Raw genomic sequence first — 16,916 nt, 5'->3', positions numbered from 1 at the left:
AAATGGCCACAAATTCGACTCATCGGCGCCGCAGAGCAAAAATCTCCGTCGAATGGGAGGCGAGATAATGGTCTGCAGCGGGGCCGCACAGGCGAGTGGCGCGCTCTACGCGAGCGGCGGTGGCGGGGCCGTCGAGGCTCTGACGATGAGCTCGGCACGGAGCTGAGGGGTGACGCTCGGCTCGCGCTTCTCAATCAGGTCGATCACGCGGGTCGCCGTGGCGCGCCCCACTTCGTGGAACGGCTGTCGAACGGTGGTGAGCGCTGGCGCCGCGTACGCGGCGAGCGCGATGTCGTCGACGCTCACGACCGAAACGTCGTCTGGCACTGTGCGTCCGGCCTCGTGCAGTGCGCGGATGACGCCGAAGGCCATCTCATCGCTGGCCACGAAGACCGCAGTGACGTCGGGAATCGCCGCGATCGTGCGCCCGGCTCGGTAGCCGGACTCAGGCGACCAGTCGGCAGGGATCACCGGCGGCGGCGTCACTCCGCGTTCGCGAAGCACGGCTTCCCACTCGTCCCTGCGCGCGTTGGACTCTTGCCAGAACTCGTCGCCTGAAACATGCCAGACGGTGCGATGGCCGAGATCGAGCAGATGTTCGGTGGCCAGGCGGGCGATCTCCCGCTGATCGACGAGCGCATCCGCGCCGATTCCATCGGACTGCCGGTGACCAACAGTGGGTGTGCGCTCGGTGCGCGTGCCCAACGCCTCGGCGAGAAACCCCACGGGCGCCAGGATCACGATCCCCTCCGCCCCCTGTCGTTCCAGGCGATCGAATGCCCCGAGAAACGAGGCAGGGGCTGAGTGCTGCGGCACGCTCGCCGTCGACACCGAGTAACCCTCTTCTGACGCGGCCGCCTCGACGCCGAGCAAAATTGCACTCGTCGAATACTGGGCAGACGAGATGGTGATCACGCCGAGAGTACGACTGCGACCGGATGCGAGCGACGCGGCGGCCGCGTGCAGCCGGTAGCCGGTCGCCTCCACCGCCGCCATCACGCGTTGAATAGTCTCTGGACGCACGTTCGGTTGCCCCGAGACCACCCGAGACACCGTCTGCGTTGACACCCCGGCGACGCGCGCGACATCGACCTGGGTCGGCAAGCGATCCTGCTGTGAACGAACTGGCATCTGCCCAGTGTAGTGAGCGCTCACTTGCACGGCGCGGAGGCCCAACACGCAGTACCGAAAATGCGGGATAATGTGAACGCAAACATTTTGTTCAACGGGCAATCATGCCCACAATTCAAGGGAGGCCGCGGATGTTCGCGACCGACAGCCAGGTCAGCGTTGATTCAGTAGCTGCGCTCACATACCGCGACAGCGTGTTGCTGCGGAATGGTCGCCCCCACCGGATGCTCGCTGGCGCGTTGCACTACTTCAGAGTGCACCCTGATCAGTGGGAGGACCGGCTCCGCCGCCTCGCGGCAATGGGAGCGAACACCGTCGACACCTACGTCGCCTGGAACTTTCATGAAGAGACAGAAGGCGAGCCCCGCTTCGACGGCTGGCGCGACGTCGAGCGGTTCATCCTCCTCGCCGGTGAGATCGGCCTGGACGTGTACGTGCGCCCGAGCCCGTACATCTGCGCCGAATGGTCGAACGGCGGGCTTCCCGCCTGGCTGACCGGACGCACGCGCGGCGTGCGGAGCAGCGACCCCGCCTACCGCGAGGCCGTCGAGGCGTGGTACGCAGAGCTCCTCCCCCGCCTGGCACCGCTGCAGGCGGCACACGGCGGACCGATTGTCGCTGTGCAGGTTGAAAACGAGTATGGCTCGTTCGGATCCGATCATGGGCACCTCGAACACCAGCGTGACTTGCTTCTCCAGCACGGCATCGTCGAACTCCTGACCACGGCCGACGGCATCACCGCCGGCATGCAGGATCACGGGTCGATCGCGGGCGCCATGCCGAGCTTCACCTTCGGCACCGGGGTGGCCGAAGCCGTGCGACTCCTCCCCGACGCGACTCCACTTCTCTGCAGCGAGCTGTGGGGCGGCTGGTTTGACCACTGGGGCGAACGTCACCACGTGCGCAGCGCCGAGAGCATGATCAGCACCGTCGACGAACTCTTGGCCGCAGGCGGCTCAGTGAGCCTGTACATGGCGCACGGCGGCACCAACTTCGGTCTGTGGAACGGCGCGAACTGGGACGGCACGCTGCAGCCGACAGCGACGAGCTACGACTCCGACGCACCCATCGCCGAAGACGGCCGAGTCGGCGCGAAGTTCGAAGCGCTGCGCGCGGCCTTCGCTCCCTTCCACGACGGCCCCCTGCCGGAGCTGCCCTCTGCACCGCGATTCCAGACTCCCCAGACCGTGCCGCTCACCGCCGAGGCGTCACTCATCGACGCTGTGCGCGCACTTTCTGCCGGCGCGCCCCAGGCCCATCCCGCGACCTTTGAAGAACTCGGCGTTTCCGAGGGAATCGTGGTCTATGAGACGACCGCGCTGCTGCACGGCGAAACCGTGCTCTCGATTCCTCTTCTCCACGATCGCGCCACTGTCTTCGTCGACGGAGAACGAATCGCCACCCTCGATCGCGACGGGGACACCACAGCCGTTCTCACTGGCTCTGACGGCTCCGTCATGATCACGATCGTTGTGGAGAGCCTGGGCCGCATCAACTACGGCCCGAAGATCGGCGAGCACAAGGGAATCTTGAGCGGTGTGCTCCTCGGGCGTCGCTACGCACACGGGTGGACCCACCGCGTGCTGCCGCTCACGGACCTGCAGCCCGATGGCGAGCCGGGGACCGACGGGTACGCCTGCGCCGAAATCGATGTCGCGGAACCTGCCGACGCCTGGCTGGCGTTCCCCGATGGTGTGAAGGGCCTCGTCTGGATCAACGGCTTCCTCATCGGACGGTATTGGAACATCGGCCCCCAGGTGACCTTGTACGCACCGGCCCCACTGTGGCGAGCAGGCCGCAACGAGGTGCGTGTTCTCGACCTCGACCAGCTCGGCACAACAGTCGAGGTACGCGATCACGCCGAACTCGGCGAGGTCGAGGAGTTCATCGGCTCCTAGCCACGAACCACGCAGTGAGGCCCGCGGCAGATGCCGCGGGCCTCACTGCGTTCCGGCTCGTCGACCCGCACGCGCGATCATTTCGTTGGTCGAGGAACGAGCGAGCGCAGCGAGCCCGTGTCTCGAAACCCAGCGAGCCGATCCTCGGACTCAACCATCTCGTTGGTCGAGCCTGGCGAGACTCCGCGAGCCGAATTCGAGACCCGATTCCCGCCGCGCGGGTCGGATGCCGGTGCGCGCGTTGGGGCCGGCGCGCGCCGGCACTGGACCGCGCTCGGAGCTCGGGACGCATATGTCTCGAGGTCGATCCCGAGCGCGGGAACGACGAAGGGGATGCCCCATGGAGCATCCCCTTCGTCGTTCGATCAACGTGCCTGGTGATCAGCCCTTGACCGCTCCAGCGGCCAGGCCGGAACGCAAGAATCGCTGCAGGCTGAAGAACAGGATGATCAGCGGAATGACGCCGAGAAGCGCTCCGAGCATCACCGCACCCTTGTCGGGCGAGAAATAGCTGATCATGCCGAACAGCCCGAGCGTGACGGGCTTGAGTTCCGGTGTCGAGACCATCAGCAGGGGCAACAGGAAGTTGTTCCAGGTCGCCACGAAGATGAACAGAAAGATAGTCACCATCGCGGGTGCCAACAGTCTCAGCACGATCGTGAAGAAGATGCGCACCTCGCTGGCACCGTCGATGCGTGCCGCCTCCAGGAGCTCTGTCGGCACCGCATCCTGGGCGAAAACCATGCCGAGAAAGACACCGAACGGGGAGACAGCCGACGGGATGATGATCGCCCAGGGCGTGTCGACGAGCCCCAGCGTGTGGAACTCCAGGTAGAGCGGCACCGTCAGCAACGCGACGGGGAGCAGCAATCCGGCCATGATGATGCCGACCGCGATCTTCTTTCCGGGAAAGATGAACTTGGCGATCGCGTATCCCGCCATCACGGCGAACAGGGTGCCGATCACACCGGCGCTCAGCGAGTAGAAGATCGAGTTGCCGACCCAGTGCCAGAACATCCCCTGCGTCCAGGACATCAGGCTCTCGTAGTTCTCGGCCAGGTTCCACTCGGCGAACCAGAACCCGAACGAATTCGTCAGGTCGTGGTTGTTCTTTGTCGAGGCGATGACGAGCCAGAGCACCGGCACCAGAAAGTACAGCGTGGCCACGACGAGAACGGCGATGCCGATGCCTCGAGCCAGTGGGCTTGGCAATGCCGACTTGGGCGGACGATCAGCCTCAGCTTCCTGAGCGCGGCGTTTCGCGGTTTCGATCAGAGTGGTGACGCTCATGACTTGTCTCCCTTCCGGCGCTGAATCAGGGAATAGACAACCGCGAGAGCTCCCGCAATGACCGCCATCAACAGCGAATAGGCCGACGCTGGGCCGGTGCCAGACGGCGACACGGCTCCCATCATCGAGTTGTAGGCCAGCATCATGGGGGTGTACTCCTTGCCCATCCAGGGGTTGGCGCCCTCCATGATGACCGGCTCGTTGAAGAGCTGAATGGTGCCGATGATCGACAGCAACACGGCCAGAAGTGCAGCACCGCGCACGAGCGGGATCTTGATGCGGGTTGCGATCTTCCAGTTTGACGCGCCGTCGAGGCGAGCAGCCTCGAACAGATCCTTCGGGATGGTCTGCAGAGCGGAGAGGAAGATGAGCATGTTGTAGCCGGTGTAGGTCCAGGTGGTCATGTTCGCCATCGAGAACAGCACGGTTCCCGGCGCCATGAGGTTGGTTCCCTCCGGCAGATACTGCATGAACGGCGAGACCTCCGGGGTGTACAGGTAGAGCCACATCATCGCGGCGATGACGCCGGGAATCGCGAACGGCAGGAAGAACGCGAGGCGGAAGCCGCCAGGGCGACGCACGATGAAGGAGTCGAGCAGCAGCGCGAGTCCAAGCGCGACAATGATCATCACCGGAACCTGAAAGAGGCCGTACAGCAGTACGCGACCCATCCCTGTCCAGAACGGAGCGCTGCCGAGCGCGAGCGCGAAGTTGTCGAATCCGACGAACGTGTCGACGAGCCCACCGCCGCCGTAGAGGCCGTCCCCAGACGGAAGCTGCGCGAACATCGACGAGTAGATCGAGACAACGATCGGCACGAGGAAGACGACAACGAACAATACGGCGAACGGTGCCATGAACAACCAGCCGGTGACGGCCTGCTGCCGTGCGCCGTGCATCGGCTTCAGCCCTCCTCGCCCCTTTCGCCCCGTTGGACGGGTGCGGGTCCGCGCGGAAGGGCGTAGGCCTTCCGTACTTCCCGTCTGCCCGGTGCGGCTCTGTGTGGAAAGGGTCATGGGGTGGTGGTCTCCTTCAACTTCAACTGCGGGTCCGGCGGATCAACCGGGGTTTCCGTGTGATCCGCCGGCACGGCGCTCACGCCGCGTTGTGCCCTACTTTGCGACGGGCAGACCGAGGTCTTCGAGCGTCGCTACCGCGGTGGTCTGCGCGGTGGTAAAGATATCGGCGACCGTTGCGGTGCCGGCTCCGACGCCCGATGCAGTCTCGTTCATCTTGGTCAGCGAGGCGAAGCCCGGTGCGTAGACGAAGTCGGGGTTCAGGTTGCCGGAAGCCGTGGCGAGCTCTGCGAGCACATCCTGGCCGCCGAACTGACGCAGCATCTTGTCGCTCGTGGTGGGCGTGCCGTTCGCGGCAACAACCAGTCCCTGCGAGGCGAGGTCGTCGATCTGCGTGTTGAACCAGTCGTTGAATTCCATTGCCTCGGCCGGGTGCTCGCAGCCCTTCATGACGGCAACGCCAGATCCGCCGTCAGGACCGGTCAGCGCACCGGCGCCGAAGTCGGGCAGCTGGGCGATCCGCCACTGGCCCTCGGCCGGGGTGCCGTCCAGCGAGTCGAGCAGGAAGCCGGCCTCCCAAGCAGCGCCGACGTGCCCGATCAGGCTGGTGTTGTTCAGCGCCTGGGTGAATGCCTCGCCCCAGCGCTCAGTGACGAGCGTCTGCTTGTTGTTGACCAGGTTCTGCCAGAAAGCGGCGACCTTCTGGCTGCCTGCGCCCTCGGTGTCGACGGTCCAGCCGTCTTTGGTCGCGCCGAACCAGGAGTCGCCCGCTGCTGCGGCCTGCGCCGACAGCCAGGAGAGCGCCTCATCGGGCGTGAATGCGGCAACGTACTTGCCAGCGGCGGCGGCCGTGGCCGCATCGCTGCTCAGCTCGTCGAGTGTCGTGGGCACCGGGAGGCCGAGCTTCTCGAACTCGGTTGCGTTGTAGTAGTAGACGAGGGGGCCGGTGTCCTGCGGGAGACCGACGACCGCGTCGCCGACGGTCATCATCGCGTAGGCGCCTGACGAGAAGTCATCGGCATACTGCGCGGCTTCGTCAGCCACGTCTTCCAGCAGGCCCTTGACGAACATCTGCGGAACCTCGGAGTACCCGACCTGTGCGAGGCAGTCGGCGTTGCCCGCCTTGACGTCAGTCTCGAGCTTCAGGATCATGTCCGTCGCCGCGCCGTCGAACTTAGTGGCCTTCACCTGAATGTCAGGGTTCTCCTTGTTCCAACGCGCGACGATCTCGCTGACCGGCGTCATTCCCTCGCCGTCAGGCAAGCGGTGCAGGTAGCTGATTTCGATCGGGCCGCTGTCGCTGGCCGCGCCGTTGTCGGTGCTGCACGCAGCGAGTCCGAAGACGGAAAATGCCGTCACCGCTACGACAGCGGCGGAACGTACGAAGCGAGTGCTGTGTGTCATGTATCGCTCTCCTTTGAGGTGATCGCCGCCCCGCGGTGCGCGAGGCAAACCCATCGACTGAAACGACGCTTTCGCATGCACTTCGCCGATGTTGATCATATGAATGTTTGCGTTCACAATACTCCTTTGTCGCGTAAACACAAACGAGAGGTGTGATTGCTGGTTTCAAATGTACAGCGCGAACACTCCATCCATGAGCACGACAGCGCAGAGCACTCGGTGGGGTGCACGGCGCCAGCGAACGGCGCGGCTCAACGGGTCTCGACGACGACGCCCGCGCGTCGGATCGCTCGGGATGCCGCGGGCGGCGCAGAGAAAGGGCCCGGCGCACCCGCCGGGCCCCTCAGCGGGCTAGATCAGCCGACCTAGACCAGCGAGTCGCGCCAGGCCGCGTGCAGCTGGGCGAACCGCCCGGTGCCGGCAATCAGCGACTCGGGCGAACCGTCTTCGACGATGACCCCGTGCTCCATCACGAGCACCCGGTCGGCAATCGCCACTGTCGACAAACGGTGCGCGATGATGACGGCCGTGCGATCGGAGAGCAGCGTTTGCAGCCCCTCCTGCACGAGCCGCTCACTCGGGATGTCGAGCGACGACGTGGCCTCATCGAGGATGAGCACCGCCGGGTTCGCCAGGAACGCCCGTGCGAACGAGATCAGCTGACGCTGACCGGCCGATACCCGGCCGCCGCGCTTGTTCACATCGGTCTCGTAGCCGTTCGGCAGCCCGACGATGAAATCGTGGGCTCCCACGGCCTCGGCGGCCGCTCTGATCTCGTCGAATGTCGCATCCGGTTTGCCGATGGCGATGTTGTCGGACACCGACCCGCTGAACAGGTAGGCCTCCTGCGTGACCATGACGATCGCGCGGCGCAGATCTTTCGGATGCAGGTCGCGCAGGTCGACCGTATCGAGCGTGACCTGGCCATCCGTCGGGTCGTAGAACCGGGAGATGAGCTTGGCCAATGTCGACTTTCCGGCGCCCGTCGAGCCGACCAGAGCGATGGTCTGCCCGGCCGGAATCTCGAGGTCGAAATGCGGCAGGATGACCCGATCGGTCTTGTAGGCGAACTGCACGCCCTGAAAACTCACGTCGCCCTTCGCTTCCCAGAGGTCGACCGGGCGCAGCGGGTCCGGCACGCCAGGGCGCTCCTCAAGCACACCCGAGATCTTCTCGAGGGCCGCGGCGGCCGACTGGTAGGAGTTGTAGAACATCGCCATCTCCTCCATCGGATCGAAGAATCGACGCGCGTAGAGCAGTGCGGCCAGCAGCGTACCGATCGCCAGCTGCCCGTCGGCCACCCGGAAACCGCCGATCAGCAGAACGGCGGCGACCGTCACATTGCCGATCAGTACCAGTCCGGGATCGAAGATCCCGAACAGCTGAATGACCTTGCTGTTCACCGACCGGTAGTCTTCGACCAGCCCGCCGAACTCCTGCTCGTTGCGCTTCTCCTTGCGGAATGCCTTGACCGCCCTGATGCCTGTCATGGTTTCGACGAAGTGCACGATCAGGCGCGCCGAGGCGACCCGGGTCTGGCGGAACATCGTCTGCGACCGCACCTGGAACCAGCGGGTCAGCACGGCGAGCGGAATGAGGGCAATGAACAGCACCAGCCCGCTCGTCGGGTCGAGGATGAACAGCATGATCGCGATGAAGACCATGTAGAGCACGCCCTGCAACAGTTGGTTGATCCCCGAATCCAACAGTTCCCTGATGGCGTCGAGGTCGCTCGTCTGCCGCGAGATGATGCGGCCGGAGGTGTAGGACTCGTGAAACTCCAGGCTCAGCTTCTGGGTATGCAGAAAGACGCGCTTGCGCAGGTCGATCAGCACCGCCTGGCTGATGCGCGCCGACATGACCGTGTACCAGGCGACGAGAACCGCGCCGATCACGCCGGTGAACAGGTAGACGATACCGGCTGCCGCCAGCGGCACCCAGTCGTTGTTCATCAATGCGGGAAGCCCGCTGTTGAGGCCGAACGCGATCAGCGCGGGGCCGGCCACCTGGGCGGCCGTCGACACGACCACAACCACGATCGCCAGGGTGACCCGCCAACGTTCCGGGCGCAGCAGCGAGCCGAGCAAGCGCAGCGAACGAGCCCGAATCTGGGCGCTTTCCGCCTTGGTGAAGTCGTTGCGTTCTTCGCCTTCTACTCCGGTGACACTCATCGCGAGCCCTCCTCTCTGGCGTTCTCTCTGCGTTCTTCGTCTTCCAGGCTGGAGATGACGAACTTGTAATGCTCATTGGTCAGAAGCAGCTCCGAATGCCGCCCCACCGCGGTGATGGTGCCGTCTTGCAGCAGAGCAACACGATCGGCCAGCGTGACTGTCGACGGCCGGTGTGCCACGACCAGGGCGGTCGTCGACGCCAGTACGTCGCGCAGCGCGGCTTCAACCAACGCTTCGGTGTCGACGTCGAGGGCCGACAAAGGGTCGTCGAGAACCAGCACCGCCGGTGCGGCGGCCACAGCCCGCGCCAGGGCGAGTCGCTGCCGCTGCCCGCCGGAGAGGCTCATTCCCTCTTCGCCGACCTTCGTGTCGACGCCTTCCGGAAGATCGTGAACGAAGCCGGCCTGCGCGATGCGCAGCGCCTCCTCCAGCACGGCGTCAGCCTCGGCGCTCGGCCCGGTGAACTCGTCACGGCCGAGCAGCACGTTGTCGCGCACGGATGCCGAGAACAGCGTCGCATCCTCGAAGGCCATCGCCAGGTGACGGCGCAGATCTTCGCGACTCAGGTGACGCACGTCGACGCCGTCGAGGGTCACCGCGCCATCCGTCACGTCGTAGAGACGCGTCGTCAGAGCGGTCAGAGTCGACTTGCCCGAGCCGGTCAGCCCGACCAGGGCCATGGTCTCCCCCGGCTCCAACACCAGGTCGACCCCGTTGAGCAGATCGGGGACATCCGCCGGTGAATCGTGGTAGCGGAAGTGCACGTTCTCGAAGGCGAGCCGGCCGCGCGGCTGCTCGATCGTGACCGGGTTCACCGGGTCGGTGATCGTGTTCGGCGCGTCGAGAATGTCGAAGAAGCGGTCGGTGGCTGTGCGAGTGTCGAAGGTCATCGACAGCAGGAATCCGATCGACTCGACCGGGAAACGCAGCACAGTGGCCGTGGCGAAGAAGGCGACGAGCTCACCGAGACTCAGATGGCCGAGGCTGGCGAGCCACACACCGGCAACCAGGCAAAATGCGAATGCGACGTCGGGAACAAGGAGCAGCCACAGCCAAATTCCCGCAATCGCGCGGGCCTTCTCAATTTCGGTGCCGCGCAAGCTTTCCGCCTGCGACGAGAAGTTCTTCAGGGCGAAGCTGCCGCGACCGAAGGCCTTCAACACACGGATGCCGTGAACCGACTCTTCGACGGCCGTCGCGAGGTCGCCGGCCTGGTCTTGGCTGCGCCGCGCGATCACCGAGTACTTCTCTTCGAAGACATAGCCGTAGATCCAAATCGGGATCGAGCAGACCAGGAAGATGAGGCCGAGGATCCAGTTGATCGAGATCAGGATCGCGAATCCGACGGCGATGGTGATGGTGTTGACCACCAGCAGCACGATGCCGAACGACAGCCACCGGCGGATCAGGTTGAGATCGCTGACCGCGCGCGACAGCAGCTGGCCGCTCGGCCACCGGTCGTGAAACGTCACGGGCAGGTCCTGCAGCCGGGTGTAGAGACTGTTGCGCATGGCAGCTTCAACGTGGGTGCCTGGATTCAGCACAAACCAGCGGCGCAGCGCGATCAAAATCGCTTCAAGCACACCGAGGCCGAGCACAATCCCCACAGCGGGCCAGATCTGGCTGGTATCGCCGTCAGAGAGCGGCCCGTCGACGAGCCAGGCCAAAACCTGCGGGATGGCCAGAGCGACGAGACCGGCGAGCAGGGCCGACACCATCCCGAGATACAGCCGTGGCATCGCGGATTGGGCGTAAGGGTAGAGCCGCAGCAGCGTGCGGAAGGTAGAGAGGCGCACCGGCCGCGCGGGGGCGACGGGCTGCTCAGGGGGTTGAGGGGGATGTCCGGGCGAGGTGATTGTGGTCACAAGAGTTCCTGATTTGGTTGTGCAAGAGAGGTGGCGAGGCCACCGAAGTGTGGGGCGTGGGTGATTCTGCGCAGCGTGTCGAAGTCACACGGAACTGATCCGGACGCCGGGATGCCTCGCGACAGAAAACCGACGCAGCGATGCGTCGAGGTGCTCTGTGAGTGGGGATCCTGCGTGCAGAGACCAGGCAGAGCAAGCGGGCGTAACAGGAGTGCAACGGCGGAGGTGCTCCCCCGGTGCGTGCTACGCGGCGGTCGGTCCAAACGGATAGCACGTGGACACTCCGCGGAGCGTCGACAAACTGGGCGTGAACAAACGGAGCGTCGACAAACTGGGCGTGGACAAGCTGGGCGTGGACAAACGCAGGGCGCCAAAGTCAGCGCCGCTGCTCGCAACCGTTGCGATCGTAAGCTGGGCTGTCTTTGTCATGTCTGCCTCCTGGGCGCGTCATCGTCTTGGGCCACCTCGGTCAGGCAGCCTTTCAGAATATGGCACGCGGAGCATCAGGCGCAAGCTTTTCGTTGATCGAGGAGCAGCCGACGCAGGAGGCCGCGTCTCGAGATCCCGCGACCCGATCTCTCGACTGGGGTCGCGTTTGAAGATTGGCTCGCGAGGTCTCGAGATGCGCGCTCCTTCGTCGCGTGCTCCTCGACCACCGAAAAGGACGCCCTCAGGCCTACTTCAGCAGGTCGTTGTGGTGCACCTCGGCGACATTCGGGTGCGCGCGCAGCCGGTAGCGCAGCGCGTTGTCGCCATAGGTTTCGAGAATCGGGCTGTTCGTCGGGTCGACCGACAGCCCACGCGTCAGGGCTTCGAGCTCCGGCGAAAGTTCGAGGCGAGGCATTGTCGCGTCGAGTGCCGGGTTGAAGAAGAAGGGGATGGAGATTCTGTCGTCGCCGATCAGTGGCGAGATCACGCGGTGCAGGGTCGCCTTGAGGTAGCCGTGCGTGGCCAGCTCAAGCATTTCCCCGATGTTCACCACGAACGCACCGGGCACCGAGGGCGCCTCGATCCATTCGCCGTCATGCTCGACCTGCAGTCCGCCCTTGCCCGGCTCCACCAGAAGGAGCGTCAGCACTCCCCCATCGCGGTGCGCCCCGACTCCCTGCTTCGGCTCAGGGTTGGATTCCCCCGGGTATCGCACGATCTTGATCAGCGAGAACGGGTGCGTGGCAAAACCCGCATCGAAGACGTCTTCCGGGGCTCCGAGCGAGAGCGCCCACGCCCGCAGGAGCCGGAGTGCGAGCGCATTCAGCTCGTCGTTCCAGCGCGTGGCGACCTCGCGCAGTTCGGGGAGGGCATCCGGCCAGAGATTGGGGCCTTCGAGCCGCCAGTAGTCGGCCACTCCGGGGCCAGGTTCGATCGCCTCGCGCTCGGCGCCGATGTCGATCTGTTCACGCCAGTCGATGTCACCGTGGGTGAGTTCTCCGCCGACGCGGGTGTAGCCGCGGAACTGCGGGCTGTTCACGTTCTCAATGGCGAGCTTCTGCTCCGCCGGAAGCTCGAAGAAACGGCGCGACACGGAGAGGAGTTCGTCGATCAATTCCTGGTCGACACCGTGGCCGACCAAATAGAAGAACCCGACCTCGTGGGTGACGCGGCGGAGTTCGCTGCGAAAAGCCTCGGCTTCGGCGGGTCCCGCGTCGAGCCGGGAGAGATCGAGAACGGGGAGGGAGGTGAGCATGCTGCAATTCTCTCAGAGCACATATGGCTCGCGAGGCATGTTACGACGCAACCGTCAAACCACGGCTCATTCAACACAAAGCGGGTGAACCGGGCCCCGTAGAAACCCTGTTCACCCGCTCGTTGAGTTGCGTTCCTAGTGGAAGAAGTGGCGTTCTCCGGTGAAGTACATTGTTACGCCGGCAGCCGTTGCCGCGGCGATGACCTCATCGTCGCGCACCGAGCCGCCGGGCTGCACGACCGCGGTGATGCCCGCATCGAGAAGCACCTGCAGGCCGTCGGCGAACGGGAAGAAGGCGTCGGAGGCCGCAACAGAGCCGGCCGCGCGATCACCGGCACGGGTCACGGCGAGCTGGCAGGAATCCACCCGGTTCACCTGCCCCATTCCCACGCCGACGGATGCCCCGCCACGCGCCAACAGAATGGCGTTCGACTTCACCGACCGGCAGGCCTTCCAGGCGAACTCAAGGTCGGCGCGGGTTGCCGCGTCGGCTTCTTCGCCGGCGGCCAGCGTCCAGGTTGACGAGTCGAAGTCGTCGAATGCGTCGGCTTCCTGCACGAGCAGGCCGCCCGAAATCTGACGCAGCTCCATCGAGGAGCGACGGTAGCCGTCGGGAAGCTCGAGCAGACGAATGTTCTTCTTAGCGCTCAGCAGCTCGAACGCGGCCGGCTCGAAGCCGGGCGCGACGAGAACCTCGGTGAAGATCTGGCTGACGGTCTCGGCCATGCCAAGTGTGACGATCCGGTTGGCGGCGATCACTCCGCCGAACGCCGACACCGGGTCGCAGTCATGTGCGCGACGGTGAGCGGATGCGATGGCGTCGGTGGCCTTGGAACTCGCGACGGCGATGCCACAGGGGTTGGCGTGCTTGATGATGGCCACGGCGGGCTCATCGAAGTCGAACGCGGCGCGCACCGCGGCATCCGCGTCAACGTAGTTGTTGTAGGACATCTCCTTGCCGTGCAGCACGGTCGCCTGGGCGATGCCGGCACCGCCCTCGCCGAGGTACAGGGCCGCAGACTGGTGCGAGTTCTCGCCGTAGCGGAGCACGCTACCGCGCTCTGTCTCGATCACCAGGGTGTCGGGGAATGCGGCTTCGGTGTCGAATGCGGTCGAGGCGCTGGCGAGCAGAGTGTCGAACTGCTCGAGGATCTCGCCGGCGAGTTCGTCGTTGTCGTCTGCCCACTGGTCGTAGACGTTCTCGGTGAACCAGGCCGACACACTGAGGTCGTAGCTGGCGGTGTGCTCGAAGGCGAGCGAGGCCAGTTTCTGGCGGAGACGAAGGGTGGTGCCGCCGGCCTGAACCGCGGCGATGACCTCGTTGTAGTTCTCCGGGTCGACGACGATCGCCACGTTGGCGTGGTTCTTCGCGGAGGCGCGCACGAGGGCGGGGCCGCCGATGTCGATCTGCTCGATCACGTCGGCGGGGGCCGCACCCGACTCGACGGTTTCGACGAACGGGTAGAGGTTCACGACGACGAGTTCGAACGCGGCGATGCTCAGGTCGCGCAGCTGGTTCTCGTGTGCCTCGAGACGCAGGTCGGCGAGGATGCCGGCATGCACAGACGGGTGCAGCGTCTTCACACGACCGTCGAGGGATTCGGGGAATCCGGTGACCGCTGAGACATCCGTCACCGCGTGGCCGGCCGCACGGATGGTGGCGGCGGTCGAACCGGTGGAGACGATTTCGACACCGGCGGCGGCGAGCACGTCGGCGAGTTCGATCAGGCCGGTCTTGTCGCTGACGGAGATGAGGGCGCGTTTCACGGCGACCTGGTCCCTGTCGCGGTAGAGGCTCTGGGCGTTAGTGTGACCGCTCATGCGTGGGATAGCTCCTTGAGATCGACGTGTCCGTTGGCGATATCGAGAACTGCCTGCACCAGCAGACGGCGTTCGACAGGTTTGATGCGTTCGTGCAGGGAAGCTTCCGTGTCGCCAGGCAACACCGGCACCCGTTCCTGCGCGATGATCGGTCCGGCATCGACACCATTGTCGACAACAATCAGGCTGGCGCCGGTCTGGGTGGCGCCGGCAGCGAGAGCATCACGCACACCGTGAGCCCCGGGAAACTCGGGAAGATAGGCCGGATGCGTGTTGACCAGGTGTGGGGAGAGCGCCTCGACGACGCGGGGCGGCAGCAAGCGCATCAGCCCGCTGAGCACGACCAGGTCGGGCTGCCACTGCTGGATCTGGGCGAGAAGCTCATCTCCCCAGGCGTCCCTGTTCGCAAACGAGGTAAAGGGCACAGTGAAGGTCGGGATTCCGAATTCCTCGCCGAGGGCCAGCCCGTCGGCGTCGCGGTCGGCGCCGATGGCGACGACGCGCGCGGGAAATTCAGCGTCTTCCGATGCTTCGAGCAGTGCGCGCAGGTTCGACCCTCCGCCAGAGATAAGTACGACCAGTGACAGCACCCTCTGAGTTTACAGTGACAGGCACGCGCTCCGGCCGTGGCGACATCCGGCATGCGCTCACCTCGCCGAGCTTGACCGTTCCGGTCGAGCTTGACCGGCAGAGCAGGGCAACTCGACCGCAAGTGTCAAACTCGGCGAGTTATTTGGGGTCGACAGTGACGCTTGAGGTTGAGGCAGCGCTTGAAGTTGAGGCAGCGCTTGAAGCGGATGCCGCAACACGGCTTCCGGCAATCATCCCGAGGCACGCGGCGATCCCGATTTCAACCGCGGCGAGCACGCCGACGAGCACCGGATTCGGTCCGACGTCGGCGAGACGACCGGGGCCCATCGCTCCCGCAGACGCCCAGGCGGCCAGGCCAAGCAGCAGCCCGGCGACAAGGCCGATGCCTCCGCCGGCAGAGAGCTGTCCGGTCAGGGTCGGCGCCGGCCGACCGGCTTTGTCGGAGCGGCGCCGAATCAGCAACGCCGTGAAGAAACTGATCAGCACCGGAACCAGCAGCCACAGAAATCCACCCGGAGGGGCGCTCTGAGGCAGCGCGCCGAAGATCGGCAATCCCGGAACCGCACCGAGCGAGGTGCCGACCGGGGAGACGCCGGTGCCGACGCCGACCGCGAAGCCCAGACCGATCAGCCAGGAGACCGCCCAGATCACAAGGTTGGGCAGCAGCGCCAGCTGCACGACGGTCAGGGTGATCCCGCCCATCACCCCGGCCTGTACGGCTTCGTAGAGGCCGATAATCGTCGCGAAGTTGGCCAAAATCAACACGGCCACCGCGAGTGCCGCGACTCCGACGATGGCGACGGCCGCGGCGGCACCTCCACGTAGCGACTCGGCGATCGCCTGGCGAGCCGTGTCCGGCAGATCGAAATAGCGTTCACGGATGCGGCGGCCGAGCCCGGCGACGCGGCCCACGTTGCGGGCTGCGGCGGGTTCCTTCGCCGAGCGTGACGTCGCATCCGTCGTGGGCAAGCCGCGTGCGAGCTCGCTGCGCGCGAGTTCCCCCCGCTCGAACACCCCACGCCCGAACACCCCAAGCACGCCGACGAGCACACCGGCTGCGTAGATGAGCGTCGGTAACACGATCGCCTGAGGCCGCGACGCGGTCACCACGCTGTTGCCCGATGACACGGCGATGAGCGTCGTGAACACGCCGTAGCTGGCGATCGCGGCGAGCACACCGATGATCGGGTGCGGGGTTTCACTGGCACGGATGCCCGTGCGCACGCCCAGAGTGACGGCCAGCACGGTGAAGCCGAGCAGGGCAATACTCAGAACAAATGGCGCCTCCGCACCGGGCAACGCGAATGCGGTTGCCAGTGCGGCGGGAAGCTGCACGGTGAGATCGACCCCGTTGCCGAGCAGCCAGACGTCGGCGGCGGCATTCCAGAAGACGCTCCAGTCGACGGCGAGCTCGAAGTGGGTCGCCCAGAGCACGGTCAGCGGAACGAGCGCGATCCCCACGCCGATTGCGACGACGATGAGGGCCTCGAGTGCGGCGAGCAGGGCGGTAGTTGAGCGATTCATCGGCTTTCGAGCCTACCTGTCGTGCACGCGCCGCCCGGCTCCCCCGCCGATGGCGTGCGATTCAAACTGTTGAGCAAGCATCCGTTGATCGAGCCTGTCGACATCCCGCGAGCCAGTCCTCGTAAGCCGGTTACGTATCGGGACCGGCCGGCGAAAGCCTGACGGGCTCGACCACCGGCATCTCGTTGAGCGCCCTTCGATAACATCAGCACCCGGGTCGAATCCGGCGAGCCGAACCCGCCGACTTTGACATTTGCGGTCGAGCTTCCCCGGTGTGCGGGTCAAACTCGACCGGAAGTGTCAAGCTCGGCGAAGGGACGCCGGGCATGCCCCCCACGTGAGCGAATTACTCTTTGCGGTACGGCGCCTTGGCCATGGCGACCAGCGCGGTGAGGCCGAGTATCACGCCGACGACCACCCAGATCGTGAGACCGATTTGAAATAGTTCTTGCATGCCTCCCAGTATCACCCCGTCGGGCAGCGCTGTCATCGGTATCTCGCATCCCTCTGCGATCTGCCAT

11 protein-coding genes are annotated in these 16,916 nt (G+C 65.2%); 1 reads left to right on the top strand and 10 read right to left on the bottom strand.

Annotated elements, in window-relative coordinates; genetic code table 11:
- Window positions 1–105: 105 nt before the first annotated feature.
- Window positions 106–1,131 carry a LacI family DNA-binding transcriptional regulator gene (locus ABD791_RS00130; protein ID WP_345061095.1) on the bottom strand — a complete coding sequence of 342 codons (1,026 nt, stop codon included), beginning with the start codon at window positions 1,129–1,131 and terminating at the stop codon, window positions 106–108.
- A gap of 131 nt (window positions 1,132–1,262) precedes the next feature.
- Between ABD791_RS00130 and ABD791_RS00125 the strand changes: the two genes are divergently transcribed.
- A complete protein-coding gene (locus tag ABD791_RS00125) occupies window positions 1,263–3,029 on the top strand; it encodes a glycoside hydrolase family 35 protein (RefSeq protein ID WP_345061093.1) in 1,767 nt (588 codons plus the stop codon).
- 381 nt (window positions 3,030–3,410) lie between these two features.
- On the opposite strand, the gene ABD791_RS00120 is transcribed toward ABD791_RS00125, so the two are convergent.
- The 9 genes from ABD791_RS00120 to ABD791_RS00080 form a co-directional block, all read right to left on the bottom strand.
- Window positions 3,411–4,319, bottom strand: a complete 909-nt coding sequence (locus ABD791_RS00120; RefSeq protein ID WP_345061091.1) for a carbohydrate ABC transporter permease — start codon at window positions 4,317–4,319, stop codon at window positions 3,411–3,413.
- Window positions 4,316–5,218, bottom strand: a complete 903-nt coding sequence (locus tag ABD791_RS00115) for a carbohydrate ABC transporter permease (protein ID WP_345061089.1) — start codon at window positions 5,216–5,218, stop codon at window positions 4,316–4,318. Before ABD791_RS00115 ends, ABD791_RS00120 begins: the two co-directional genes overlap by 4 nt.
- Before the next feature lie 213 nt (window positions 5,219–5,431).
- Window positions 5,432–6,739: an ABC transporter substrate-binding protein gene (locus ABD791_RS00110; protein ID WP_345061087.1), complete on the bottom strand. Its 1,308-nt coding sequence runs from the start codon at window positions 6,737–6,739 to the stop codon at window positions 5,432–5,434.
- A gap of 365 nt (window positions 6,740–7,104) precedes the next feature.
- A complete protein-coding gene (locus ABD791_RS00105) occupies window positions 7,105–8,910 on the bottom strand; it encodes an ABC transporter ATP-binding protein (protein WP_345061085.1) in 1,806 nt (601 codons plus the stop codon).
- Window positions 8,907–10,649: an ABC transporter ATP-binding protein gene (locus ABD791_RS00100; RefSeq protein ID WP_345061209.1), complete on the bottom strand. Its 1,743-nt coding sequence runs from the start codon at window positions 10,647–10,649 to the stop codon at window positions 8,907–8,909. The genes ABD791_RS00105 and ABD791_RS00100 overlap by 4 nt, the downstream gene beginning before the upstream one ends.
- 802 nt (window positions 10,650–11,451) lie before the next feature.
- Entirely contained in the window at window positions 11,452–12,459 is a 1,008-nt protein-coding gene (locus ABD791_RS00095) for an isopenicillin N synthase family dioxygenase (RefSeq protein ID WP_345061083.1), read from the bottom strand.
- Window positions 12,460–12,594: 135 nt separating this feature from the next.
- Window positions 12,595–14,280 carry a bifunctional phosphoribosylaminoimidazolecarboxamide formyltransferase/IMP cyclohydrolase gene (purH, locus tag ABD791_RS00090; RefSeq protein WP_345061081.1) on the bottom strand — a complete coding sequence of 562 codons (1,686 nt, stop codon included), beginning with the start codon at window positions 14,278–14,280 and terminating at the stop codon, window positions 12,595–12,597.
- Window positions 14,277–14,870: a phosphoribosylglycinamide formyltransferase gene (gene purN / locus ABD791_RS00085; RefSeq protein WP_345061079.1), complete on the bottom strand. Its 594-nt coding sequence runs from the start codon at window positions 14,868–14,870 to the stop codon at window positions 14,277–14,279. The genes purH and purN overlap by 4 nt, the downstream gene beginning before the upstream one ends.
- A gap of 139 nt (window positions 14,871–15,009) precedes the next feature.
- Window positions 15,010–16,395, bottom strand: coding sequence for a cell division protein PerM (locus ABD791_RS00080; RefSeq protein ID WP_345061077.1), 1,386 nt, complete (start codon window positions 16,393–16,395; stop codon window positions 15,010–15,012).
- Between the last annotated feature and the right edge of the window lie 521 nt (window positions 16,396–16,916).

The organism is Glaciibacter kafniensis, assembly GCF_039538945.1.
Lineage (GTDB): Bacteria > Actinomycetota > Actinomycetes > Actinomycetales > Microbacteriaceae > Cryobacterium > Cryobacterium kafniensis.
The sequence above is the reverse complement of the archived record's forward strand: the minus strand, read 5'-3'. Positions and strand labels throughout refer to the sequence as shown.